This window comes from Gimesia maris (genome assembly GCF_008298035.1).
Lineage (GTDB): Bacteria > Planctomycetota > Planctomycetia > Planctomycetales > Planctomycetaceae > Gimesia > Gimesia maris.
In genome coordinates, this window is the sequence record NZ_CP042910.1 from 2,397,551 (window position 1) to 2,422,053 (window position 24,503).

Below are 24,503 nucleotides of genomic sequence, written 5' to 3' on the forward strand. Positions count from 1 at the left end.
CACACAGGTATTTCACAGGACGTTCACAGGGAGACAATAATGGCTGTATACGATTCTACCGACCATCAACTGGGTGATTACCTGTTGGGAAAAGCGACCGGATATTATGACAATGTTTACAGTTCGCTGGGGGCAGAACATTACCGGTATGAACAAAAGCAGAGAGATCAGAACCTCGGCAAGAGATGCAACCCGGGACCCAGTGGACCAGGTATTCTGGATGAAGCATTTGAAGAAGCAGGGGACTTCGCTTCTGAGTGGACTGAAACCATTGTTGACTATGTGAAGTCAGTATTTACCTGGGTTCCCTCTCAGGTGGGGATGGCATTTAAGGTGATCTGTATACTCGCGTTTCTGACAGTCGGTGTTCAATTCGGATTCACCGGCTGGGGATTATTGCTCCTCACTGGAAGCGGCTGGTTTGCCCCGCGGATCATAGCCGGTCTGCTGCAATTCACGATTTTTACCAGCCTGGTTGTGCTCTATCTCAGTTTCATAGTGCTGGTGGCCGTCTTGGGTGTGGGAGTGGTGCTAGGTGGCATCTATGGTCTCGCTGTATTTTTTGCATTGTGATAGATGTCGTTGTGATCGATATTGTTTTCAGTAGATATTCCCTGAACTGCCCGGTTAAAGACGTCTGGTTCACATGCGATGTGCTCTCACGACAGAATTAAAGAAACTGATCCGGGCGTGTCTGGCAAGGAAAAGTTGTGAGGTATCTGTTATTTTTGTCAGTTGTATTCTTGAATGTCAGGCTGGAAGTATCTTATGACAGAGGAAGGTTGAAACTCAAAATGAAAACTTAAAAAACAGATGCTGACCTCGGGGATGCATCAGGTGGAATCAATATGAAAAGGACTCACGTATTCCTGTTAGCTGCTCTGATTGCGGGGTCTGTTCTGACCCGCTCGCAAGCCAACGCAGAACTTGTTCTGGAAGTATCATCTGAGGGCTCACTCCGCTCACTCGTTGCTGCCCGCGATGAAATACGAAAACTTAAGCCGCAAGAACCAACGCGAGTTGTTTTCAAAGCAGGAACTTATCTGATCACAGAACCTGTCGTTTTTACGTCGGAAGACTCGGGTACGGAGAAAGCACCGATTGTCTACGAGGCGGCTCCAGGAAGTCGCCCGGTTATTTCTGGCGGCAAGTCGATTACCGGCTTCAAACGGCAAGCGGATGGTACGTGGACTGCGACCGTCGATCCTGGCTGGCAATTCGAGCAACTCTGGGTCAACGGGAATCGCGCGGTACGGGCACGGGAGCCTGATGAGTTCTTCTTTTACCTGCGCTATGGCCGGGAGAAAATGGGGAAAACTGATGGTCCGAAACCGAAAGACATCGCCCGACAGACGCTGGATGCTGATCCCGCCGATCTGGTCTCTCTTCAGAATGTTCCTGAATCCGAACGTGCGGGAGTTCAGGCGCTCTTCTTTCACAAGTGGGATAATACGCGGAAATATCTGGACGGGTTTGACGTCAAGACGGGCAAGCTCCTGACGTCCGGTCGGCAGATGAAACAGTGGAATCCGCTGACCCGGAATACTGCCTATTTCCTGGAGAATTACCGGGCTGCACTCGATTCTCCCGGGGAATGGTATCTGGCGCCGGGAGGCAAATTACACTATGTTCCCCGCGAAGGGGAGACGCCTGAGAAGGCGGAGGTGTTTGCGCCTGTTGCTGAACAGTTACTGATCCTCAAGGGAGATCCGGCGGGTGGAAAGTTCGTCGAACATCTGACGTTTCGCGGACTCAGTTTTCAACACACAGACTGGCGCACACCGCCACAAGGGTTCGAACCTTCCCAGGCTGCTTCGCCCATCGAAGCGGCAGTGATGATTGATGGCGGGCGTTCCATTCAGTTTGAAGATTGCGAAATCGGTCATGTCGCCACTTATGGACTCTGGTTTCGGAAAGGCTGTCGTGACAGCATTGTTACTCACTGCGATCTGCACGATCTGGGAGCCGGCGGCGTGCGCGTCGGTGAAAACCGAATTGCTGCTAAAGAAGCTGAACGGACTGGCAAGATCATGGTTGATAACAACCTGATTCGGCACGGAGGCCGACTTTTTCCGTGTGCGGTTGGTGTGTGGATTGGTCAGTCCGGTGACAATACGGTGACTCATAACGAGATTGCCGACTTCTTTTATACGGGGGTCTCAGTTGGTTGGCGCTGGGGCTACAGTGACAGCCTCGCTGTTCGGAACAAGATCGAATTTAATCACATCCATCATCTCGGCTGGGGCTGGCTCAGTGACATGGGGGGCGTCTACACCCTCGGACCTTCACCCGGCACGACCGTCAGTAACAATGTGATCCACGATGTTCTTTCCTGGAGCTATGGCGGCTGGGGGCTCTATAATGACGAAGGAAGTACGGACATTGTGATGGAGAATAACCTGGTCTACCGCACCCGGTCGGGCGGTTATCACCAGCACTACGGTCGGAATAATCTGATCCGGAATAACATCTTCGCCTTCTCGCGCGAGTACCAGGTGAAACGCAGTCGGGTGGAAGAGCATCTCTCTTTCACGTTCGAACATAACATTGTCGCTTTCAATTCCGGCGAGCTGTTTCATGGGAACTGGAAAGACAAAAATGTGAAGGTGGATCACAATCTGTATTGGCGCTCCGATGACAAGCCGATTGATTTCCAGGGAAAAACGTTCGCAGAGTGGCAGGCTGCCGGAAAAGACCAGGGCTCGATCATTGCCAATCCTCATTTTATCGATCCGGCGAATGACAATTTCCAGCTGGCGAAAGATTCCCCCGCGTTCAAAATCGGATTTAAACCATTCGACTACGAGAAAGCGGGTCTCTATGGAGACGCGGAATGGATCGCGAAAGCGCGTGAATTGGTTTTACCCGAGATGAAAGACCCGCCGCCAACGCCTCTGTTGTCATTCGTGGAAGACTTCGAAGCAGGGGCGCTGCCGCCAAGTACCTCGGTCAGTAAAGATGAGAAGCGGGGCGGTGTCGAAGTCGTGGAAGTCAAGGGGGCACCGTCTGGTTCGCAGGCACTGAGACTGCTCGACACTCCGGGGCAGAAACATCGCTATTACCCGATGTTTGTGGTCTCGCCACATCATAGTGAAGGTGTCAGTCGCTGTGCGTTTGCGATCAAGCTGAGTTCTGCTGCTGTCTTTCAGCATGAGTGGCGCGATCAATCGAACCCGTATCGGATTGGTCCCACGCTCTGGGTTGAAAAAGGCAAGCTCCGTGCAGCGAACGGCAAAGAATTGATGGATTTCCCCATCGATCAATGGGTGAATCTGGAAATCACGGCACCGCTCGGTAAGCAAGCGGGCAAATGGAATCTATCGGTGACGTTACCGGGACAACAGCCACGGCATTTCAAGAATCTACGGTGTGTTAATCCCGAATGGAACACACTCGACTGGCTGGGTTTCGTCAGCCAGGGAGACACGGATGCCGAGATCTGGATCGATGATCTGGAACTGTCGCGGTGAGTGTCATTGATGGACCTTATTTCATTTCTAATTCGTGTAGTGTGGGCATCACCCAATACTCTCATAGGACTACTGATTGGTGGCGTGGGAATGTGTTTTGGCGGACGAGCCCGGATTCAGGGGCGGGCGATTGAGTTTTATGACGGGGGTACGAAGTGGTTTATCCAACGATTGCCTCATGGTCAGTTTACACTCGCTTTGACATTAGGGCATACCATTCTCGGGCAGACCGATGCGTCCCTGGATATTTCGCGCGAACATGAAATGGTTCATGTCCGGCAGTATGAACGCTGGGGGCCACTATTTTTGCCCGCCTATTATCTGTCGTCTATCTATATGTGGCTGGTCGGTCGTCGGTTTTATCGCGATAATCCGTTCGAACGCGAAGCCTATGATGCCGATGGGGGAGAGCACGATGCGTAACCTGGTAGCTGAACTTCCAACGGATTAATTGTGTCAGGAGTGAAACCAGAGGAAATCTCTTGCAGGTAAATTCCCATGAAAGTGAAATTGAGACCACAGATGTCTGACCCCCTTGATCACAATAAAGTTGTCGTGCTGACGGGGGCCGGCATCAGTGCCGAGAGCGGGTTGCCAACGTTTCGTGATATGGGCGGGCTATGGGAGCAGTACGAAATCACCGAGGTGGCTTCACCCCAGGCCTGGGAGATGAATCCACAACTGGTACTGGATTTTTATAATGAACGTAGAACAAAAGCGGTCGCGGCTTTACCCAATGCGGCGCATCGGGCGCTGGCGGAACTGGAGAGTCGTTACGAGGTGGTCGTGATCACGCAGAATGTGGATGACCTGCATGAGCGGGGAGGCTCCACCCAGGTAATCCACGTACATGGAGAATTGGTGAAAGCCCGCAGTACTGTTGATCCGACGCTCATCTATGAAATCGGCGGAAAGGAAATTCAGCTGGGCGATCTCTGCGAACAGGGGGCCCAGTTACGGCCACACATTGTCTGGTTTGGCGAAGCCATTCACAACTATGACATTGCGGCAAGACATGTAAAAAATGCAGGGAAAGTGCTCGTCGTGGGGACCTCGCTCTCGGTCTACCCGCCTGCCTGTTGACAAAAGCGAATCCGAGTGCGGAGAAACTGATCGTCAGCCCGGACCTGGAATCGGAGCCTGTCGCATTCCACTGGATCAAAGGGACCGCGGTGGAACACGTGCCTCAAATTGTGAATCGCTGGCTGGAAGAATGAAAAAGGTATCAGCGGCAGTACCATTCGTCGTTGACACCTTTCATTCTCCCCAGACTCTGTTTACCAGCGAAAACTGGCGAGTACAGAGTGTTGATCGGGCATGTCATCCGGCTGAATGACGTAAGGAGTCCCACCATGTCGGTATGTGTTCCGGATTGCCCAGTTCAGGAGCGCAATGTCGCCAGATTCCGGCTGGGCATGTGTTTGTAATAATTCGCCATCCTGAGGCAGATGCCCCCAGAGTTCTGAGCCGAGGGGAGCAAACAGCGCCTCGACGCGTCCCTGTTCTGCTGACTGCAGAATTTCTTCCAGTTGATGAGAAATACGAGATGTTCCCATATGATTCTGAAATTTCTCTTGCGCTTTGTGCAGGGATGTCTGGAAGCTGGATTCAGCTACTGGTAATGCGAGATCTACCAGTTCTCTTGCAGAGAGCTGGTCCGGGGAAGTGGTGACTCCTTCAGGCAGAAGTTGACTCCCGTGGAAGTGTTTGCGAAACAGGCTCTGCTGTTTTTCCGCACAGACAAGTACCAGAGGAGGCGCGTTGTCTTCCAGGTACTGATCGAATTGTCGGGCGAGAAACTGATAGTAATCCGTCAGGACTTTTTCATGTTGTTCTTTCGTCAAACCATGTCCATGTTGAACACCGGCGAATTCTCCACCATGGCTTCCGGAAGAAGTCGTATGGTACTGTAATGATTCTTCGAGTTCGATTCCTCCCGCAAAATCATCCAGATGAGCGGGGATATTATCAGGAAGTTCTACCTCTGTGAAATCACCATTATGATGACGAATCATCCTGACCGAATTCGGGCAGATTGCCAGCAGATCAAATCGATCATCTTCATATGCTTTATAGAATAACGGACTGAGATAGAACGTTTCTGCAACAGACAGCATGGGGGGACATTGGTAGGGCAAGTCGTACTGCTGGAACATTTCCGGAGCCATCAGCAGGCAGAGCCCCTGAGCCGCTCCCTGTTTCCAGAAGGAAGGATCATTCTGCAGCATTCGCGCCGGTTTCAGAAACTGGGCAGCTTCCGCAGTGCCCAGACCCATTTGCTGGAGTGATGTTTCCGCTTCATCTAACCTGTTTCGCAGTTCAATGGAATCTTTTCCCAGTTCAGAGACAGCCTGATGCCGGGGTAAATATATGGAAACGCAGGGCCCTTTTTCCCATTCCGTCAGTGATTTGAGCTCATCATGTGTTAATGTCTTCATCGAACGCTCCTTGTTGATTTTATTCAAATGTATCTGATTCACGGTCGAAGGTCTGCAGGAATTACGATTTGACTGATTGACTGAAACCATTTCATGAACCCAATACGTTGCAAAAAACAGAATCATGATCTCAAATCTTCACTGCGTAAATCATTCTAAAATCCTGTGCCTGAATAGTAATCAGGAGAGCAAGGTGATCCAGCATGGGATGATTTCGTATTTTTAGATAGGGGAATCCCCGATGTCAGTCTGAAACAGGAATAAAGGAGTGAATCCAAAATCCAGGTCGCTGGACGATTCCGAACAGGCAGGCTAGAATCGAAATGTCCTGTCCACTGTTTTACATGCTGACTGAGAGGCTGCGATGGAGATTCAACAGCTGCAGGAACATCTACAACAACTCCGCTTCACTTCCGGCTTGTCAGTTGAGGAACTGCAGCAACTGGCTGCCATCTCCCGTTTTCAGGATTTTCCCCGTAACGCGACGATCTTTACCGAAGGGACCGAGCATCGGGATCTTTATATCATTCTCAGTGGTCGCGTAGAAATATGCATGACCATTCCTGCACGTGGCTGCTTGCCTGTTTTGACATTGGAAGAAGGGGACCTGGTTGGCTGGTCGTCCATTCTCAAACAGGGAGAGATGACAGCGACCGTGGTCGCAGTAGAAGCGTCCCGCTTGATTGCTATCGATGCAGAAGCATTGGCGGTCGTCTGCGAACAGGATCATGATATCGGTTACCAGATTATGCGACGAGTGGCTCTGGCGTTGTCTCAGAGGCTGGTTGCCAGTCGCCTGCAGGTACTCGACATGTATGCTGTTGCAGATGAAGCACATCCACTGAAACAGGGAGACGCCAATGAGTGAATCTGAGCAGTCGGACAATCCACAAACCTGCTTTTTACCACTGGATGAATTTGCCAGACTCTTTGATGTGCTGATATCCCGCGGTTACGAAGTGATTGGCCCTACGATCGATCAGGAATCCATCGTCTACGGCGAGCTGTCATCGATTGATGATCTCCCGCGCGGCTGGACCGATCATCAGGAGCCAGGCAAATACCGACTGGTGAAACGCGATGATGAGGCACTCTTTGGTTATGTGGTGGGGCCGAGTTCCTGGAAGAAGCAACTGTTTCCACCGGTCGTCACCCTGGCGACAGCTGATCGCACGGAGGCAGGCTGGCAGTTCGAGGAAGCGGAAGAAGAAACACCCCGTTATGCATTTCTGGGTGTGCGTGCCTGTGAACTGGCTGCGATGAAAATACAGGATCGGGTTTTCACGGGGGGGCCTTATGTCGATTCGATTTATGACCAGCGTCGCAATCAGGCGCTGATTATTGCGGTGAACTGTACGCAGGCAGCGTCAACCTGTTTTTGCACTTCCATGGAGACGGGACCTCGCTGCAAAGCAGGCTTTGATCTGGCGCTCACCGAACTGCCTGATGGCTTTCTGGTCGAGGTCGCCTCTGCCGCCGGTGCAGAGATACTGCAGGAGCTGAAAACGTTAGATGTTTTGCCTGAACAGGATTCACAGGCACATGCGGCGCGACAGCAGGCAGTCGACCAGATTGAACGACGATTTGACACGACGGATATTAAAGACCTGCTCATGTCCAACCTGGAACATTCCCAGTGGGATGAGGTGGCAGAGCGATGTCTGTCCTGCACGAATTGTACGATGGTCTGTCCGACCTGTTTCTGCAGTTCGGTCGAAGAAGTCAGTGATCTGACCGGAGATCATGTGGAACGACAGCGGGAGTGGGACTCCTGTTTTAATCTCGATTTCAGCTACATGAACGGAGGACTGGTCCGCAACAGCATTCGCAATCGTTATCGGCAGTGGTTAACACATAAACTGGCGACGTGGATTGATCAGTTCGGCACATCAGGGTGCGTTGGTTGTGGACGCTGTATCACCTGGTGTCCTGTCGGAATCGACCTGACGCAGGAAGTGGACGCGATACGGGAATCGCAGTCATGAATTCGACCGTTGGGAAACAGACTGAGAAATCCGCCAGCTTCTGGGTCTCGAAGACGGCAGTCATTCGTGAAATCACTGCCGAAGTCAGCGGGGTTGCCACTTATCAGTTGGCGCTGACAGATGCTGCAGCTGCACAGTCCTATCGTTTTGAGTCAGGTCAGTTTAACATGCTGTATCTTCCCGGTGCGGGAGAATCGGCGATTTCCATGAGCGGTGATCCTGCTGCCTGTGAGACTTTGGTTCATACCATAAGATTGGCCGGTAATGTGACGCGCGGTATTGCTGCGCTGGAAGTGGGGGATACCCTGGGTCTGCGCGGCCCTTTTGGTACGAGTTGGCCGCGCGAAGCCTGTCGGGGAAAAAATGTGATTCTGGTGGCGGGGGGAATCGGACTGCCCCCCTTGCGTCCCTTGATTTATCAACTGCTGGCGCAGCGAAAGGAGTATGGGAGTCTGCATTTATTGTATGGCGCCCGCACACCAGAGATGCGCGTTTATACGCGGGAATATGACCGCTGGAGAGCAGGGGGACTGGAGATCAGAGAAACCGTTGATCGGTCGAGTACTGGTTGGCGCGGAAATGTGGGAGTTGTGCCTCAGTTACTGGAACGGCTCACCGGCTTTGATCCCGCACAGACGATTCTGTTGATCTGTGGTCCGGATCTGATGATGCGTTTTACCGCCCGTGCCGCGCTTCAACGGGGAATGACTGGCGAACAGATCTGGGTTTCGACCGAACGAAATATGCAGTGTGCGGTCGGTTTGTGTGGTCACTGTCAGTTGGGACCGGAATTCATCTGCAAGGATGGCCCCGTCTTTCGCTACGATCAGATTTCACCCTATTTAAAAGTGGAAGGACTCTGAGCGTGGGAAAACCCAGACTGGCTGTTTTCAAATTTGCTTCCTGTGATGGCTGTCAGCTTTCCCTGCTGGATGCCGAGGATCAGCTGTTGTCCGTCGCGGATGCCTTAGAGATCGTTTATTTTCCCGAGGCCACCAGTCGCATGGAAGCAGGCCCGTATGATATTGCGCTGATTGAGGGATCAGTTACCACGCCTCACGATGCAACCCGGATCCAGCAGATTCGCAGAGACTCCCATTTTCTGATGACCATTGGTGCCTGTGCGACCTCTGGCGGTATTCAGGCATTGAGAAACGGGGCTGATTCTGCAGAATTCATGCGGTCAGTGTATGCCAGTCCCGGATATATCGAGGTGTTAGAACAGTCAACGCCGATCGCAGATCATGTAAAAGTTGATTTCGAATTACGAGGCTGCCCGATCAATCAATATCAGCTGATTGAAGTCATTCAGTCTCTGTTGGCAGGACGGACGCCGCGCACTCCCGGTCATAGTGTCTGCTTGGATTGTAAACGCCGCGGCACGGTGTGTGTGACTGTGGCACAGGGAATTGCCTGCCTGGGACCTGTAACGCAGTCGGGGTGTAATGCACTCTGCCCGAGTTACAACCGGGGTTGTTACGGCTGCTTTGGACCTGCTTCGCAGATCAATCTGGTGAGCCTGACCACACAGATGGAGCAGGAGGGCGCCTCAAAGCAGGAAATTTCCAACAGCCTGCAGAATTTCAACAACAATGCGCCTGCATTTCGTGAGGAAAGCCGGCGATTGCTGGATCGGAACGGGGAGTCAGGCTGATGGGTGACCGCAAGATCAAAGTGGAAACATTGACCCGTGTGGAAGGGGAAGGGGGGCTGTTCATCCGCATGAGTGGTGAAACGATTGAGGAAGTCCGCCTGGAAATTTACGAGCCACCGCGTCTGTTTGAAGCGTTATTGCGGGGACGGCCTCTCGAAGATGCACCAGATATCACGGCGCGGATCTGTGGAATCTGTCCGGTGGCATACCAGATGAGCAGTGTGCATGCCCTGGAAGCTGCATTGAAAGTGACCGTATCCCCAGAGATTCGCCGTTTACGTCGGCTGCTCTATTGTGGCGAATGGATTGAAAGCCATGGCCTGCATATGCATTTATTGCATGCCCCTGATTTTCTCGGCTTTGAGAGCGGGCTGGAGATGGCGAAGCAGTTTCCTGACGAAGTCAATCGTGGACTGCGACTGAAAAAACATGGTAACCAGCTGGTCGACCTGCTGGGGGGGAGAGCCATCCATCCGGTGAATGTTTGCGTGGGGGGCTTCTACCGCATTCCCCGCCGAAATGAATTTCAGAAACTGATACCGGATTTTGAATGGGGTCTGAACGCCGCGAAGGAAACCACACGCTGGCTGGCTGGTTTCGATTTTCCGGAAATGGAATCGGATTGCGATTTTGTATCGCTGTCGCATCCGGATGAATATCCCATGAATGAGGGTGTGATGAAGTCCAGCCTGGGAGACGTGATTGATGTGGAACAGTATGAAGAGGAGTTTGAAGAACGGCAGGTACCCCACTCGACGGCGCTGCAGGCGTTTCGTAAGTCTACGGGGCGTCCTTATCTGCTCGGGCCATTATCGCGAATTAACCTGAATCGAAATCAACTGTTTCCCCAGGCGCGAAAGCTGGCAGACGAAATCGGATGGGAGTCGGTCTGTCGTAATCCCCACAAGGCGATTATTGCCCGCGGGCTGGAAATTGTTCACGCATACGAAGAGGCGTTGTCGATCCTGCGCGATCAACACCCTGCCGGAAAACCACGCGAATCGTATTCCCCACAAGCAGGGACCGGTAAGTCAGCGACCGAAGCGCCCCGGGGGACGCTGTATCATCGCTATGATATTGATGATCAAGGCAAGATCGTTGAGGCCTGTATTGTCCCGCCGACGTCTCAGAATCAGGCCCAAATTGAAGTGGATCTCAAGCATGTTGTGGCAGAGTCAATTGGAAACGAAGAAGCAGAACTCGCGCGGAAATGTGAAAACCTGGTGAGAGCCTATGATCCCTGTATCAGTTGTTCCACTCATTTTCTGAAAGTCACAATCGATCGAGACTGAGATCCAGCAGGAGGAAGAGGGAATGAAAAAGGGGGGACAGATCATGATCGCTGGAATTGGCAGTCCGCATGGTGACGATCAGGCAGGCTGGGAAGTGGCCAGACAGATTGAACAGCGAAATTATAATCACGTTTGTGTGAAACTGGCACGGACACCGGCTGATTTACTGGACTGGATCGATCCTGCGATGGACCTGCTGATTTGTGATGCCTGCCAGGGAGCCGGTGAGGCGGGAAGCGTTCATCAATGGGATTGGCCTTGCGGGCGACTGGATGAAATTCACTGGTCAGGGACGCATCAGATGTCTTTAACGGGAGTGCTCGCGCTGGCATCGCAGTTGGGAAGACTTCCAAAACAGGTTCGGATCTGCGGTGTCGAACTGGATTCGAATCATTCCGGCAAGACTTTATCACAAGCGGTGCAGGCAGGAGTTGTCGCTGCCGTCGAATCGATCTGTGGGGATCTCATTCCATCTTTGAGACCAGGAGAGATTGAGCATGCATGAACGGTCACTGGTTCAGAATCTGTTGAAACAGGTCAGCCACATCGTGGCTGAACAGGGGGGCGGTCGCGTTTCTGAAATCTGTGTCCAGGTGGGAGATCTGTCGGGTGTTGAACCGCTGTTATTTGCAGCCGCGTTTGAGGAGATGGTCCCGGATGTCTTTTCTGTGGAATGTCAATTGAAACTGGACCTGGTTCCTGTCACTGCCGTTTGCACTCATTGTCAGCATGAGTTTGAAGTCCTCGATTTTCACTTTCGTTGTCCTGAATGTCAGTCAGGAAGCATTGACGTCATTCAGGGGGATGAATTGCAACTGATCAGTATTACAATGGAATCAATCGATTCAAATGAGGGAGTATCCGCATGAGTCAACAGACCATCATTGTCAAACGTGATGTGCAAGCTGAGCAAAAAGCTGATGCTGAAGTAGAGCGTGGACGGCTGGGGCGGCGTGGCACTCTGGTTGTGAATCTGCTGTCCTCTCCGGGGTCGGGAAAAACGAGTTTACTGGAAGCGACAGCGCGGCACTTTGCCGGTCGCCGGTCAATGGCGGTGCTGGTGGGTGACCTGGAAACCGACCGCGATGCGCAGCGGTTAGCACCCCTGATTCCGGTCGCGCAGCTGACGACGGGGGGCGCCTGTCATCTGGAACTACCGCTGGTGCAGCGGGGTTTGACAGCGCTGGGTGATCCTGCAGTCGATTTTCTGTTTATCGAGAATGTGGGAAATCTGGTCTGTCCCGCTTCGCATGACCTGGCAGAGCACTTGCGCGTGGTCCTCATCAGCACGACAGAAGGGGACGATAAGCCGGGGAAATATCCCAAAATGTTCCGCACCAGTCAGGCCATGCTGATCACCAAGCTGGATTTACTGCCGCACGTACCGTTTTCTGTAGAAGCTGTAACGGCAGACGCCCAGCGGATTCAATCTGCGCTCCAGGTCATTTCCTGTTGTTCCCTGACAGGAAAAGGCATTCAGGATTGGTGTGATTTCCTGGAAGAGCAACATCAATTTCAACTGGCAGCATACCATGAATCCACGAGTAATTATTGAGAGTACGGAACGGAAAATTGCGATCAGAATCACTTTGAGTGGTCGGGTACAGGGAATCGGATTGCGCCCTGCCGTCGCGCGGCGTGCCCGTGAATTACGACTGGCAGGTTCTATCTGTAATACGACAGAAGGAATTGAGCTGCAGATTGAAGGACCGGAAAAGGTCGTAGAGGAATTCGAGCGGGACCTGGAAAATTACCTGCCTGATGAAACGATAATTCACCAGAAAACCCGTGAAACGACAAAGAACTGTGGATCAGAGCGGTTTGACATTATCGAAAAACAGACCAGTGGTCCCCTGGCGGCACGCGTTCCAGCTGATATCGCTGTCTGCCAGGATTGTCTGGCTGAACTTGCTGATCCGGCTGATCATCGGTTCGGTTATGCTTTCCTCAGCTGCACGCGCTGTGGTCCCCGGTATTCCCTGCTGCATTCGATGCCTTATGAACGCGGTCAAACAGGCATGTCGAAATATGACCTCTGTTCCCACTGTCAGAGAGAATACGATTCCCCCGTTGATTGTCGCTTTCATGCGCAGACAATCGCCTGTCCGCAGTGTGGTCCCCGCGTGTGGTGCACCAGTACAACCGGCGAAACCAACGATTCTGATACGGAGGCAATCCAGAGTGCGGCCCGCGCGCTGCAGCAGGGAGCAATTGTTGGTCTGAAAGGACTGGGTGGTTATCAACTGCTGGTTGATGCCACCAGTGAAGCAGCCGTTCAAATGTTAAGGGAGAAAAAACAACGCCTGGGAAAACCGCTGGCTGTGATGGTGACAGACCTCATTGCAGCGCGCAAACTGGCTATGATGAATGATGCGGAAGCTGAGACGCTGGCAAGTCCAGCGGCACCAATTGTGCTGTTGCAGGCGCATGAGAACTCACCGATTGCCGGTAATGTGAATCCGGGATTGAATACAGTGGGAGTGATGTTGCCCACGACACCACTACACTGGTTGCTACTGCAGCAATGCGATTTCCCCCTGGTGGTCACCAGCGCCAACCGGGAAGGCGAACCACTGTTCTATCAGGATCGAAGTCATTCTGAAAAAATCAATACACTGGCAGACTGCTGGCTGGAGCATGATCGTCCGATCGAACGCCCCATCGATGACAGTGTCGTTCGCTGGATGGCAGGACGACTTGTCACGATTCGACTGGCACGGGGGCTGGCTCCGTTGTCTCTGGATCTGGAACATCCTCAACCTGCCATTGCGCTGGGGGGACATCAGAAAGCTGCTGTCGCTTTGAATAATGGTGCTCAATCTGTTCTGGCGCCTCATATTGGCGATCTGGAGAGCCTGGCTGTCTGCGAGCGTTACGAGGAGCAGCTGGAATCTCTACAGCAGCTCTATGCTGTTTCGCAGGCTGATTATATCTGCGATGAGCATCCCGATTATTTTACTTCGAACCGGGCATCGCAACCAGTTTCACGCGTTGAGCGAGTGCAGCATCATCATGCTCATATCGTGGCGGGTATGCTGGAACAGGGCTGGCTGGATCGTCAGGTACTGGGAGTCGCTTTTGACGGGACCGGTCGGGGCGACGATCAGACCATCTGGGGAGGTGAGTTTTTACTGTCAACGGCGGCTCAATATACCAGGGTCGGTCATTTAAAACCGTTCCTCCTGCCGGGGGGAGAAGCGGCCGTCCGCGAACCGTATCGAGTTGCGGTTTCCCTGATGACAGAGACGCTGGGATCGGAGGCTGCGTTGAATACGGGAATCAAAACAGAACTGGTCAGACCTGTGTTGCAGATCATCAAATCGAAACGTCTTTCTCCACGCACCTCCAGTGTCGGACGGTTATTTGATGGAGTCGCTGCTCTGGTTCTGGGCGTCACGCATTCTGAATATGAAGGGCAGGCGGCGATGTTGCTGGAAGCGAGTTGCGACCTTGCGGAAGCCGGCAGTTACGAGATGCCGCTTTCACAGGGGGCTCCATTTCAGTTGGACTGGCGACCTTGTATTGCCGCGATTCTGCGAGATCGGAAAGCGGGAGTCTCAACAGGTGTGATGGCAATGCGGTTTCATCGCGGTCTGGCCCGGGGAACCGCGCGGTTGTGTCGGCAGTTTATGCCTTTGTCTGTTGTTTTGGGGGGAGGTGTCTTTCAGAACCGCTGTCTGGTTGAACTTCTGGCAGAAGAACTGCGTCAAAATGATCAACCGCTGGGATTGCCTGGCAGGATACCGCCTAATGATGGGGGGCTGGCTGCGGGGCAACTGGCGGTTGCGATTGTCCGTTCGAAACAGAAGGGAGCCGCGCCATGTGTTTAGGAATACCTGGCCAACTGGTTCGCTGGGTGGAACGGGAAGGCATCTTTTCGCAGGCAGAAATTGAGTTTGATGGCGTACGCCGAGTCGTGCATATGGCCTGCGTGACCGAGGCGGAAGTGGGTGATTACATTCTGGTTCATGCCGGTATTGCGATCAACAGGATTGATGCACGGGAAGCGCAACGGATTTTTGATACGCTGGCTGAGTGGGGGGAAGATGAGGGTTGGCATGAAACTCTGCCTGATGCGGGAGAGGACGAATCATGAAGTACCTGGATGAATATCGAGATCTGGCAGCAGCACAGCGATTGCTGGATGAAATTCGGCGCGTCTCCACCCGAAGCTGGACATTGATGGAAGTCTGTGGCGGGCAGACACACAGTCTGTTACGACATGGGATTGCAGCCGAGTTGCAGGGGACTGTTGAATTAATTCATGGTCCCGGTTGTCCAGTCTGTGTGACCGATCAGGCAGACATTGATTTTGCCTGCCAACTGGCTAAACGGCCAGACGTGATGGTGACCAGTTTCGGTGACATGTTGCGTGTGCCCGGCAGTCAGGGTTCTTTACTGGATGCCCGGACCAGAGGCGGACAGGTGAAGATTGTTTATTCGCCTCTGGATGCAGTGGAACTGGCACGCAGGCAACCTGAGAAACAGGTGGTGTTTTTCGCTGTTGGATTTGAGACGACGGCACCTGCGACCGCATTGGCTGTGAAGCAGGCTGCGCAGTATCAGCTCGATAATTTCAGTCTGATCGTATCGCATGTTCGGGTACAACCTGCGATGGAGTCCCTGGTTGAGTCACCGGAGAACCGGGTGCAGGCGTTTCTGGCAGCCGGGCATGTCTGTACGGTAATGGGATATGAATCTTACAACCGGTTGGTGGAACGCTATCAGTTGCCAGTCGTCGTGACCGGTTTTGAACCGCTGGATTTACTGGAGGGCATTCTGGCCTGTGTCAGACAACTGGAGGCTGGTGAAACCCGGCTGGAGAATTGTTATTCACGCGCAGTACAGATGGCCGGAAATCAGTCAGCACAGGATCTTGTGCAGGAAATTTATCAGATATCAGACGCGCGCTGGAGGGGATTTGATCTCATTCCGGCGGGTGGTCTCTCACTGCGGGAACAGTGGCAGCAGTTTGATGCGCGGGTTCGATTTTCGGATAGTAGTTTGCCTGTCATTCTCAACAGTGAGTGTCGCAGCTTCGATGTGATGACCGGGCAACTCAAACCAACAGAGTGTCCGCATTTTGGTAAACAGTGTACTCCCGAAACGCCTCTGGGAGCGCCGATGGTCTCTTCAGAAGGTGCCTGTGCCGCTTACTATCGCTATGCGGGTGTTTGAAGCGATCTGTTAACTGTTCAAATTGAATGTGAAGTACGATGGAAAATAATCAGCAGAACATGACTGGCAGCTGGCAGCTGAATTGTCCCATCGAGATACCAGCGGAAACGGACTGCGTGACGCTGGCACATGGAGAGGGGGGAAGGCTTTCCCGCAAACTGATTCAGGAACGTATTGCTTCCGTGCTGAAAAATGAATTTCTGGAAACCTCAGATGATGCAGCTCGACTGCCTCGCGTCGACGGGCCACTTGCATTCACGACGGACAGTTTTGTTGTATCTCCCCTGTTTTTTCCGGGAGGCGATATTGGCAGCCTGGCGATTTATGGGACCGTCAACGATCTGGCAGTCAGCGGGGCACATCCGCTCTGGCTCACGCTGTCATTGATCCTTGAAGAGGGCTTTCCGCTGATGCTTCTGGATCGCGTACTGCAAAGTCTGGCTGAAGCAGCATCGAGTACGGCGGTCAAGATTGTGGCCGGTGATACGAAAGTGGTTCCCCGGGGCGCCGTTGATGGTCTGTTTATCAATACGGCGGGAGTTGGCAAGCTGACAGAGCCTGTCCCGCCAGGACCCGCGTTTCTGAGAGAGGGGGATGAACTTGTCGTCAGCGGGCCCATCGGCCAGCATGGCATTGCTGTACTGGCAGCACGCGAACAATTGCAGTTAGACCCCTTGCCTCACAGCGATTGTGGTTCCCTGTTAACAGCCGTGGAGCAGTTGCGGGAAGCACTCGGGGACCGGATTTGCTGTCTGCGGGATGCAACCCGGGGCGGGGTGGCCGCGGTACTGCAGGAATGGGCTGGGTCCAGTGGTTTAACACTTAGTATCGACGAACGTTGTGTACCAGTCACACCCGGAGTTAAGGGCATGAGTGAATTACTGGGGCTGGATCCTCTGCATATTGCCAATGAGGGGACCATGCTGATCGCTGTCAGGCAGGGGGCCGGGCAGGAAGCAGTCTCTGTATTACAGTCTCTCTCAAAGACAGCAGATGCCCGGTTAATCGGTTCTGTCAAAGGCCGGGGAGTTGCTGCGGTAACGGTAAAACGGACTCTGGGTCTTGAACAGCCTCTTCACGATCCACTGGGAAGTCCTTTGCCGCGAATCTGTTGAACTGTTTTCAGCTATGCGCTTCCCGTTCAGCTTCGGTCAATTAAAAAACGGAGGTTCATGGGCTGTGAAGCATCGCGCAAAAGTCGCTCGTGTTCTTGAGTATGAAGTGAGTGATTGTAATAAGTTTCCATGGCTTCCAGAATCTCTCGTCGACTGACGATTCCCTTGAGAACTCCATTTTGTACAACAGGCAGATGGCGCAGATGATGGCTGACAAAGATCGAAACGATCGAGAACAGTTCTGTTTCGGGAGTAATGCAGATGGGGTGTGAACTCATGATGGTTCTCACTGTCTGAGCCGGGCTGGGGTTTCCGAAGAACACTTCATTCGACAAAGCAGACAGGCAGTCGCGTTCGGATACAAAACCGACGAGAATTTGCTTCTGATCCTGTAGTTCGACAACGGGGGCATTCGAGATTTTGTGTTTTAATAGAAATCGAATGACTTCCGTCAGCGACATATCCTGGGTTACGACTTGTACATGCCGATTCATGAAATCAGCGGCGCATGGTGTTTTCTGCTGGTCGGTCATGGTTTTTCACTCCTGTAAAATGATCTGGATTGAACTCTGAAAATTCATTCTGCATCTTTTAATGCTTCAAATCCGGTTACTACATCCAGTAACTCTTCTGTAATGGCAGTCTGTCTGCGTTGATTAAATTCTGCCTGCAAATTCATCAGGCGTTCTTTAATATTGCGTTCCGCAGCCTGCATGGAAGCGATCCGGCTGGCATTTTCGCCCGCCATTGATTCTGCACAGGCACGAAACAGCGATACGAACAGGTATTGTTGGATCAGTCTGGACAATAAAGTTGTGCGGCTCATCGTGTAGAGGGGGAGTGAACGTGATGTGCTCGGGCCCTGATCTTTTCGATGGAACTTTGTCGGGTCGACGGGCAGCAACTGTACGACATGCGGTTTATAGGTGGAGGCCGATTCACGCTGATTGTAAAAAATATAGATTTCACTCAGTCGTCGCTGGTGCCGCCATTGATCAATTTTCGCGAGCATTTCAGAGACCAGGGGGGCAATTCCCGTAGCTGAACCGGGCAGGCTGAAATCAAAATCAACCTCATGGCCGGAATCCAGAGCTTTACCCCGCATTCGCGAGCCTACAATCATCCAGGCCTGTTTTCGCCTGACTAAATCAGTCGCTGTGAAATATTCTTCCGCGTAGGTTTCCAGCTGTTCATTGAATTGACCGCACATTCCCTGATCGGAACCAAAGAGAATCATGCCGATGGTGCCAGAAGCAGGACCATCTGGCAAACGAGAGTCGGACAGACTCTTTGATAAAACCATTTCCAGTCCACAGTAAACCGTGTCAGAATAGTCTTCGAGGGAGTCGACTGCCTGTTCGTACTGCCTGATACTGACCGCGGCAAGTGTTTTCATTGTACGTACGACCGACTCCAGATCTCTGGTACTTTCGATGCTCCGTTTTAATGTTTCGAAATCCTGCATCAGCTCAGTCGGTTTCAGAAAGTGGATTTTGGGATTGCTGAATCAGTTCGCTCACCGCGTTCAGTACCGATTTCTGCTCGGTAGCGGTAATGGTTTTACCCGAGAGGATCTGTTCGCTCAAATCGGGAAATTCGTTATCGAGAAGCCGTTGAACCTGTTCTTCCAGGTGATGTATCTGTGGTAAGCCGGTTTTGTCAAACGCTCCCCCTGCCATACCGATTAACACAGACAGTTGCTCAGGAACGGAAAGCGGCTGGTATTGAGGCTGTTTAAAGATTTCACGCACGCGACGCCCGCGTTCCAGTGTGGCCAGTGTTTCTGAATCCAGGCGGCTGCTGAAACGGGAAAAGGCTTCGAGTTCTTCGAATTGACTGTAAGACAATCTTAAATCACCTGCGACGGCCCGGTAAGCGGGGAGTTGTGTTTTTCCTCCGACACGGGAGACAGAGCGACCTACATCGACGGCAGGCAGAATCCCTTTCTGAAACAGCTGTGGTGAAAGGTAAATCTGGCCGTCGGTGATTGAGATTAAATTGGTCGGGATATAAGCAGACAGATTCTGCGCTTCTGTTTCGGCGATCGGTAATGCGGTTAACGAACCTCCTCCGAGCCGATCCGCTAAATGAGTAGAGCGTTCCAGCAAACGTGAATGCAGGTAGAAGATGTCGCCGGGAAATGCTTCGCGTCCCGGTGGGCGTCTGAGGAGCAGTGATAATTCCCGGTAAGAGCGAGCATGTGAAGTCAGGTCATCGTAGATCACCAGGACATCCTGCCCCTGGTCCATAAAGTATTCTCCCAGGGTGGTCGCCGCATAGGGGGCAACAAACTGCAGACCGGGGGGAGCGTCGCTCTCCCCTACGACCACAGTCGTGTATTCCAATGCACCCTGAGTACGCAGGTCATCAATCACTTTGGCGACCGCAGTATTTCGCTGTCCGATCGCGCAGTAGATACAGATCACATCTTTATTTTTCTGGTTGAGAATCGTATCGATGGCGATTGCTGTTTTACCTGTCTGGCGATCTCCCAGGATCAGTTCGCGCTGACCGCGGCCTATGGGAATCAGGGCATCAATGACTTTCAAACCTGTCTGTAGAGGAACGGTGACCGGAGCCCGGTCAATGATGGCTGCCGGATCGCGTTCATAAGGTCTGCGTTCGGCGGCAGTGATCGGACCATGCCCATCCAGGGGACGCCCCACCGGGTCGATGACGCGACCGATTAACGATTCGCCAACAGGAACATCAAGTAAGCGGTGCGTTCGCCTGACCTCATCTCCGGCGGTGAGCTGTTCTCCGTGATCGAGGAGTACGACTCCCACTTCATGTTCATCCAGGTTCAAAGCCAAACCCAGTATATGATGGGGGAACTGTAACAGTTCTTCTGACTGCACGTTCGGTAAACCGCTAATGCGAGCATGGCTGCGTCCGACATAAGTGACCTTTCCGATTTCGATCAGTCGTGGAGCAAATTCATGCTGACTTAATACGCCGCTAAACTGATCAAAAGTCGTATCGATCAATGATTTAATATCGGGACTCTGATTCATGGGTATTGCCTGAGTAAGCATTGATTCACTGTGTTATGCCTTCGGATTGATCCCTGGTTCGGAGTCGGTTGAGATGACATCATTGAGGGAACGTACAAATTCTTCTTCGAGTTCTTCCAGCGATTCCTGCAGATTCCAGGAGATTTTGTAACCAGCCAGATGGAGATCAATTCCACAAATCAATTCATGATTCACGCGAAAACGAATCGTCACTTCCCTGCTGAGATAATCATGGATCAGGTCCGTAATATTCTTCCGTTCGGGTTGTGTCAGTTCGAAAGCACTTTCGACCAGCATTTGCGGGTCAGACGATTCCAGCTTGGCGAGAAACTCCTGTTTATGTGTTTCATCAATCTGTTTGATCCGGTTCATGAAAACGGAAATCGTCTGTTGTTGCAGATCTGAATCTGCCAGTTCTTTGAGGATCCGATGGCTCATTTGATGCATGTGTGCAGCCATGCGCAGGCGGGCTTCTCTTAAAAAGGATTCGCGTTCGCGGTGCAGAGCACGGAACCAGTCTGTTTTCTCCTGGGCGATTTCCTTGCGCGCCTGCGCAAGATGCTGTTCTTTCCAGATCTGAATTTCTTTCCCTGCCTCAGCCAGTAATTCCTCCCGGGCATGCGAAAGGTCTTCGGTCTGTTGTTGATATCGGGCCAGTTCGGATTTTGCTTCGTTTTGCGCAGCGGTGGCTGCTTCGTGTTCTGCAGCGATCTTTTTTTCCCGCTCTGCCATTGCGTTCAGCACTGGCTTATAGAGGAAATGAGATAACAGCCAGACGAGGACCAGAAAGTTAAGAATCTGAGCAGTAAAAGTAAACCAGTCGATGGACATCCCGTTTTCCTGTTGAATCTGTCAGTAAGGTTACCTGGTGGCTGCCTGCATAAAGTGATTCCAGAACGGATTGGCAAAGATCAGAATCATGGAAATCACGAAACAGTAAATCGCCGTCGATTCTACCATGGCGAGCCCCACGAACAGGGTCCGCGTAATTGTACTGGCTTCATCGGGCTGCTGCGCAATAGCGCTTAACGCCTGGGCGAGGGCTCTGCCTTCCCCAAGTGCCGGGCCAATGGATCCGATGGCGATGGTAATTCCCGCTGTAAATATCGAAACTGCTGCAATGACAGTGTTTGAGTCCATAGACTGCTCCTTTATTTTTTCTGTTTTGAATATTCTTCAGGTGATTGTGGCTGTTCGCTTATTGCCTGTGAAACTTGTGTGGCTGATGCAATGTAGACCATCGCCAGTACTGAAAAGATATAAGCCTGGATGATGCCTGTCAGCAGTCCAAAGGCCTGCATCAGAATGGGCACAAACAGGGGTACGAATCCCAGTAGAATGGCTCCGATAACGCTACCACTCATGATGTTGCCATAAAGTCGCACAGCCAGAGCCAGGGTCCGCGACAGTTCGCCGATGATATTGAACGGAAGCATCAGAACAGAGGGGCGAATGTACTGCTTCAGATAATCCACCAGTCCCTGGCTTGCAATTCCATAAAGGGGGACGGCTACAAACACACAGGTTGCCAGAGCCGCTGTTGTCGAGATGGAACTGGTCGGGGCATGATAACCGGGTACGATTGAGAGAATATTCGAGACGACAATGAATAAAAACAGGGTTCCAATAAAAGGGAGGTAGGGACCGGGATCCTGCTGACTGACTTCCTGAATCTGATTTCGTAGTCCTGACACCAGTACTTCAAGCAGATTCTGACCCCGTGAAAGATGGGCGCTGGTACTCAGTCGTCGTGTGATGAACCAGGAGCCGCAGGTCAGCAGGCCCATCACCAGCCAGGTAAACAGAATGGTTCTGTTCAGAATCAGAAATTCCCACTGCCAGAGCGGTTCATCGGGTGACATATTCATTTACGCGGATTTTCCTGAGAAAGTCGGTTGATCAGTTCTGATTATGCGTGTGCAGATCATGCGGGCAAGAATGAATCCGGCCAGGCAGACGGTCAGGCGTTGCCAGCGTGAAGATTCATCAAGCCAGACGCCGATGCACCAGAAACCGGAAATGGTCAGGATGGTTCTTGTCAGGGCTGAAGCCAGAAATAATAAGGCAGGATGAGAGACCTTCTGCAGATTGCGAATGGTCAGCCAGAGCCCACCAAAAAACAGTGTGCCCAGTACCAGGCCACAGACCAGACTCGCGAGAAGCTGTAACAGCAGTTCAACATTCATTTTTCAATATTTCCTTCTTTATGGATCCATTTCCAGGCATTCAAACAACCAAGAGCGACCCCTCCAATCATCAACATTAAAGTCCAGGAATACGGACCCGGCCAGCGTGCATCGATCCACATCCCCAGTATCGCCCCCAGTACCGCCGGGATTGTGACAGACCAGCCAATCAGTCCAAACATCCCGAACCCGAACCAGATCGTATGATGTTTTTCACGTTGTGCTTTCAGTTTCCGTGCTTCCTGTGAGGCGATCCTCTGTTCAATCTGTGCTTGTTCATGCAGGTGCAGGGGACCTTCCTGGAAATCGTGATTAGCGAAGCGATGATCATTCTCGCGCTCAGGCTGCTTATCAGACATCATTGCCGACTCCCTGTTTGACGAAGTGCCTGAGGATATCCGCTTCCAGTTTCGCAATGGCTGAACGAACCAGACGCTCTCTTTCATACTGTGCTTCAAATTGAGCAGCGACTTTCTGGCGAAGTGTGCCCAGATCCTCCCCCTGGACGGCATAAATTGTGGAAACACGAACTTCAGCCCCGGTTTTTGTGAGGATACCTCCACCAATGCCCAGATAGGTTTCGTCGTTCTGTTTGTCCACAAAAGTCAAAATACCAGGCAACAGGGCGGACACAAAATCAACATGCCGCGGCAGCAGACAGAATGAACCGTTCTCTGCTTCCGCGACCACCTTCATGACAGGCTGGTCAATCAGAATTTCTGTTGGTAACAGCACTTTCAGGTTCATATGGCACTGCCTTTTTTTACTTCCTCAATGGAACCGATCATATACAACGCCCGCTCTGACACATCATAAAACTCGTCATTCAAAATACGTTCGCAGCCGTCTAATGTTTCCTGCAGGGACACAAACTTGCCCTGATAGCCGGTGAACTGTTCTGTGCTGAAAAAAGGCTGCGTCAGGAACCGTTCAATGCGTCGGGCACGATTGACAATACGTCGGTCTTCACGCGACAGTTCTTCCAGACCCAGCATGGCAATAATGTCTTTTAAGTCTTCGTAGTTTGCGAGTGTCTCACGAACCGATTGTGCTACCTGATAATGATGGTCTCCTACAATCGGGGGCATCAACATTTTGGAACTGGAATTCAGCAGGTCAATGGCGGGGTACAGTCCTTCCGAAGCGCGTCTGCGGGAGAGCACGACTGATGTGGAAAGATGCGCGAATGTATGAACGGCAGAAGGGTCGGTAAAGTCATCTGCCGGGACGTAGACCGCCTGTACCGAAGTAATGGAGCCACTGGTGGTCGTGCAGATACGCTCTTCAAGTTCTGCCAGGTCGGAAGCGAGCGTTGGTTGATAACCTACGCGGGAAGGAAGTTCTCCCATCAGTCCGGATACTTCGGTTCCCGCCTGAATAAAACGGAAAATATTATCAATCAGCAGTAGCACATCCTGTCGTTGATCGTCGCGAAAGTATTCGGCCATGGTAAGCGCTGCGTGCCCCACGCGGTAGCGGGCTCCCGGCGGTTCATTCATCTGGCCGAAGACCATGACGGTATTCTCGAGTACTCCCGCGTCCTGCATTTCACGGTAGAGTTCTTCTGCCTCGCGACAACGTTCTCCGATTCCACAGAACAGGCTGACCCCTTTGTGTGCACCGACGACATTATGGATGAGCTCGGTAATCAGCACGGTTTTGCCGACACCGGCTCCACCAAACAGGCCTGCTTTTCCACCCCGTTCCAGGGGCGAAAGCAGGTCGATGGCTTTGATGCCGGTGCTGAATATTTCTGAACGCGGAGGCCGTTCTACCAGCGCGGGAGACTGGTGATGGATGGATCGCCAGTGATCGCATTCCACCGGCGCACCGGTATCGACTGTCTGGCCGAAGACGTTCAGCATTCTTCCCAGCAGTTGAGGTCCGACAGGGACTTGCAGCGGATGCCCGGTGTTCAGAACCCTGGCGCCGCGCGAAAGTCCACGCGTCGAGTTCAGAGCAATTCCACGGACTGTCTGATCGTTCAACTGAGTCAGGACTTCGATGACGATTTCCTGTTGATCGCCGGTATGCAGTTCGCTTTGAACGGGAGGTAAATCCTGCGGGAAGCTGATATCTACAACGCTTCCCCGTACCGAAAGCACCGTTCCGAAATTCCGCTCTTCTGTCTCGATCAACTGCTGCATGAAATCAGGCATCCTTACTTCCGA

The 24,503-nt window shown here is 52.3% G+C and carries 28 protein-coding genes; 17 read left to right on the forward strand and 11 right to left on the reverse strand.

All coding sequences use genetic code 11. The features are described from left to right. Positions 1-39 precede the first annotated feature (39 nt). From GmarT_RS09015 to GmarT_RS29445, 5 genes are all read left to right on the forward strand, one after another. Complete coding sequence (locus GmarT_RS09015) at positions 40-573, forward strand: hypothetical protein (RefSeq protein WP_002644718.1); 534 nt, start codon at positions 40-42, stop codon at positions 571-573. Between the two features lie 275 nt (positions 574-848). Beyond that, positions 849-3,470: a right-handed parallel beta-helix repeat-containing protein gene (locus tag GmarT_RS09020; protein ID WP_002644717.1), complete on the forward strand. Its 2,622-nt coding sequence runs from the start codon at positions 849-851 to the stop codon at positions 3,468-3,470. A 9-nt stretch (positions 3,471-3,479) separates the two neighbouring features. Further along, complete coding sequence (locus GmarT_RS09025; protein ID WP_044236704.1) at positions 3,480-3,893, forward strand: hypothetical protein; 414 nt, start codon at positions 3,480-3,482, stop codon at positions 3,891-3,893. 99 nt (positions 3,894-3,992) lie between these two features. Then, a complete protein-coding gene (locus GmarT_RS09030; protein ID WP_149303676.1) occupies positions 3,993-4,553 on the forward strand; it encodes a Sir2 family NAD-dependent protein deacetylase in 561 nt (186 codons plus the stop codon). Further along, positions 4,550-4,687, forward strand: coding sequence for a hypothetical protein (locus tag GmarT_RS29445; RefSeq protein ID WP_002644714.1), 138 nt, complete (start codon positions 4,550-4,552; stop codon positions 4,685-4,687). The genes GmarT_RS09030 and GmarT_RS29445 overlap by 4 nt, the downstream gene beginning before the upstream one ends. Positions 4,688-4,747: 60 nt before the next feature. On the opposite strand, the gene GmarT_RS09035 is transcribed toward GmarT_RS29445, so the two are convergent. After that, positions 4,748-5,908 (reverse strand): baeRF3 domain-containing protein, encoded by a 1,161-nt coding sequence (locus GmarT_RS09035; protein WP_149302562.1) that lies wholly within the window; start codon positions 5,906-5,908, stop codon positions 4,748-4,750. Positions 5,909-6,272: 364 nt separating this feature from the next. Here GmarT_RS09035 and GmarT_RS09040 point away from each other — a divergent pair, with 364 nt between their 5' ends. From GmarT_RS09040 to hypE, 12 genes are read left to right on the forward strand one after another with little or no spacing between them, the layout of a single operon-like run. Then, positions 6,273-6,776: a Crp/Fnr family transcriptional regulator gene (locus GmarT_RS09040; protein WP_002644712.1), complete on the forward strand. Its 504-nt coding sequence runs from the start codon at positions 6,273-6,275 to the stop codon at positions 6,774-6,776. Then, positions 6,769-7,893: a 4Fe-4S dicluster domain-containing protein gene (locus GmarT_RS09045; protein ID WP_002644711.1), complete on the forward strand. Its 1,125-nt coding sequence runs from the start codon at positions 6,769-6,771 to the stop codon at positions 7,891-7,893. Before GmarT_RS09040 ends, GmarT_RS09045 begins: the two co-directional genes overlap by 8 nt. Beyond that, positions 7,890-8,756 carry an FAD/NAD(P)-binding protein gene (locus GmarT_RS09050; protein ID WP_002644710.1) on the forward strand — a complete coding sequence of 289 codons (867 nt, stop codon included), beginning with the start codon at positions 7,890-7,892 and terminating at the stop codon, positions 8,754-8,756. Before GmarT_RS09045 ends, GmarT_RS09050 begins: the two co-directional genes overlap by 4 nt. 2 nt (positions 8,757-8,758) lie before the next feature. Beyond that, on the forward strand, positions 8,759-9,547 hold the full coding sequence (locus GmarT_RS09055) for an NADH-quinone oxidoreductase subunit B family protein (RefSeq protein ID WP_002644709.1): 789 nt from the start codon (positions 8,759-8,761) through the stop codon (positions 9,545-9,547). After that, a complete protein-coding gene (locus GmarT_RS09060) occupies positions 9,547-10,839 on the forward strand; it encodes a Ni/Fe hydrogenase subunit alpha (RefSeq protein WP_002644708.1) in 1,293 nt (430 codons plus the stop codon). The genes GmarT_RS09055 and GmarT_RS09060 overlap by 1 nt, the downstream gene beginning before the upstream one ends. A 22-nt stretch (positions 10,840-10,861) precedes the next feature. Then, on the forward strand, positions 10,862-11,344 hold the full coding sequence (locus tag GmarT_RS09065; RefSeq protein WP_002644707.1) for a hydrogenase maturation protease: 483 nt from the start codon (positions 10,862-10,864) through the stop codon (positions 11,342-11,344). Continuing rightward, positions 11,337-11,708 (forward strand): hydrogenase maturation nickel metallochaperone HypA/HybF, encoded by a 372-nt coding sequence (locus GmarT_RS09070; RefSeq protein WP_002644706.1) that lies wholly within the window; start codon positions 11,337-11,339, stop codon positions 11,706-11,708. Before GmarT_RS09065 ends, GmarT_RS09070 begins: the two co-directional genes overlap by 8 nt. After that, positions 11,705-12,394, forward strand: a complete 690-nt coding sequence (gene hypB, locus GmarT_RS09075) for a hydrogenase nickel incorporation protein HypB (RefSeq protein WP_002644705.1) — start codon at positions 11,705-11,707, stop codon at positions 12,392-12,394. The genes GmarT_RS09070 and hypB overlap by 4 nt, the downstream gene beginning before the upstream one ends. Next, positions 12,372-14,669, forward strand: a complete 2,298-nt coding sequence (gene hypF / locus GmarT_RS09080; protein ID WP_002644704.1) for a carbamoyltransferase HypF — start codon at positions 12,372-12,374, stop codon at positions 14,667-14,669. Before hypB ends, hypF begins: the two co-directional genes overlap by 23 nt. Beyond that, positions 14,660-14,935: a HypC/HybG/HupF family hydrogenase formation chaperone gene (locus GmarT_RS09085; RefSeq protein ID WP_002644703.1), complete on the forward strand. Its 276-nt coding sequence runs from the start codon at positions 14,660-14,662 to the stop codon at positions 14,933-14,935. The genes hypF and GmarT_RS09085 overlap by 10 nt, the downstream gene beginning before the upstream one ends. Beyond that, on the forward strand, positions 14,932-16,017 hold the full coding sequence (gene hypD / locus GmarT_RS09090; RefSeq protein WP_002644702.1) for a hydrogenase formation protein HypD: 1,086 nt from the start codon (positions 14,932-14,934) through the stop codon (positions 16,015-16,017). The genes GmarT_RS09085 and hypD overlap by 4 nt, the downstream gene beginning before the upstream one ends. A 38-nt stretch (positions 16,018-16,055) precedes the next feature. Beyond that, positions 16,056-17,132 (forward strand): hydrogenase expression/formation protein HypE, encoded by a 1,077-nt coding sequence (gene hypE, locus GmarT_RS09095; RefSeq protein ID WP_002644701.1) that lies wholly within the window; start codon positions 16,056-16,058, stop codon positions 17,130-17,132. A 26-nt stretch (positions 17,133-17,158) separates the two neighbouring features. Here the strand turns inward: hypE and GmarT_RS09100 are convergent, their stop codons facing one another. The 10 genes from GmarT_RS09100 to atpD are packed head-to-tail and all read right to left on the reverse strand — an operon-like array spanning position 17,159 to position 24,491. Then, positions 17,159-17,665 (reverse strand): CBS domain-containing protein, encoded by a 507-nt coding sequence (locus tag GmarT_RS09100; protein ID WP_002644700.1) that lies wholly within the window; start codon positions 17,663-17,665, stop codon positions 17,159-17,161. Between the two features lie 44 nt (positions 17,666-17,709). Then, complete coding sequence (locus tag GmarT_RS09105; protein ID WP_002644699.1) at positions 17,710-18,597, reverse strand: F0F1 ATP synthase subunit gamma; 888 nt, start codon at positions 18,595-18,597, stop codon at positions 17,710-17,712. Positions 18,598-18,601: 4 nt separating this feature from the next. Further along, the gene (locus GmarT_RS09110) at positions 18,602-20,146 is read right to left on the reverse strand and encodes an alternate F1F0 ATPase, F1 subunit alpha (RefSeq protein WP_002644698.1); all 1,545 of its coding nucleotides are present in this window, start codon (positions 20,144-20,146) and stop codon (positions 18,602-18,604) included. Between the two features lie 33 nt (positions 20,147-20,179). Then, positions 20,180-20,977: a F0F1 ATP synthase subunit delta gene (locus tag GmarT_RS09115; protein WP_002644697.1), complete on the reverse strand. Its 798-nt coding sequence runs from the start codon at positions 20,975-20,977 to the stop codon at positions 20,180-20,182. Between the two features lie 30 nt (positions 20,978-21,007). Then, a complete protein-coding gene (locus GmarT_RS09120) occupies positions 21,008-21,286 on the reverse strand; it encodes a F0F1 ATP synthase subunit C (RefSeq protein WP_002644696.1) in 279 nt (92 codons plus the stop codon). Positions 21,287-21,297: 11 nt separating this feature from the next. Next, positions 21,298-22,014: a F0F1 ATP synthase subunit A gene (locus tag GmarT_RS09125; RefSeq protein ID WP_002644695.1), complete on the reverse strand. Its 717-nt coding sequence runs from the start codon at positions 22,012-22,014 to the stop codon at positions 21,298-21,300. Beyond that, entirely contained in the window at positions 22,015-22,332 is a 318-nt protein-coding gene (locus GmarT_RS09130) for an ATP synthase subunit I (RefSeq protein WP_002644694.1), read from the reverse strand. Next, on the reverse strand, positions 22,329-22,694 hold the full coding sequence (locus GmarT_RS09135; RefSeq protein WP_197994443.1) for an AtpZ/AtpI family protein: 366 nt from the start codon (positions 22,692-22,694) through the stop codon (positions 22,329-22,331). Before GmarT_RS09135 ends, GmarT_RS09130 begins: the two co-directional genes overlap by 4 nt. After that, positions 22,684-23,079 (reverse strand): F0F1 ATP synthase subunit epsilon, encoded by a 396-nt coding sequence (locus tag GmarT_RS09140; RefSeq protein WP_002644692.1) that lies wholly within the window; start codon positions 23,077-23,079, stop codon positions 22,684-22,686. Before GmarT_RS09140 ends, GmarT_RS09135 begins: the two co-directional genes overlap by 11 nt. After that, positions 23,076-24,491, reverse strand: a complete 1,416-nt coding sequence (gene atpD, locus GmarT_RS09145; protein ID WP_002644691.1) for a F0F1 ATP synthase subunit beta — start codon at positions 24,489-24,491, stop codon at positions 23,076-23,078. Before atpD ends, GmarT_RS09140 begins: the two co-directional genes overlap by 4 nt. Positions 24,492-24,503 lie beyond the last annotated feature (12 nt).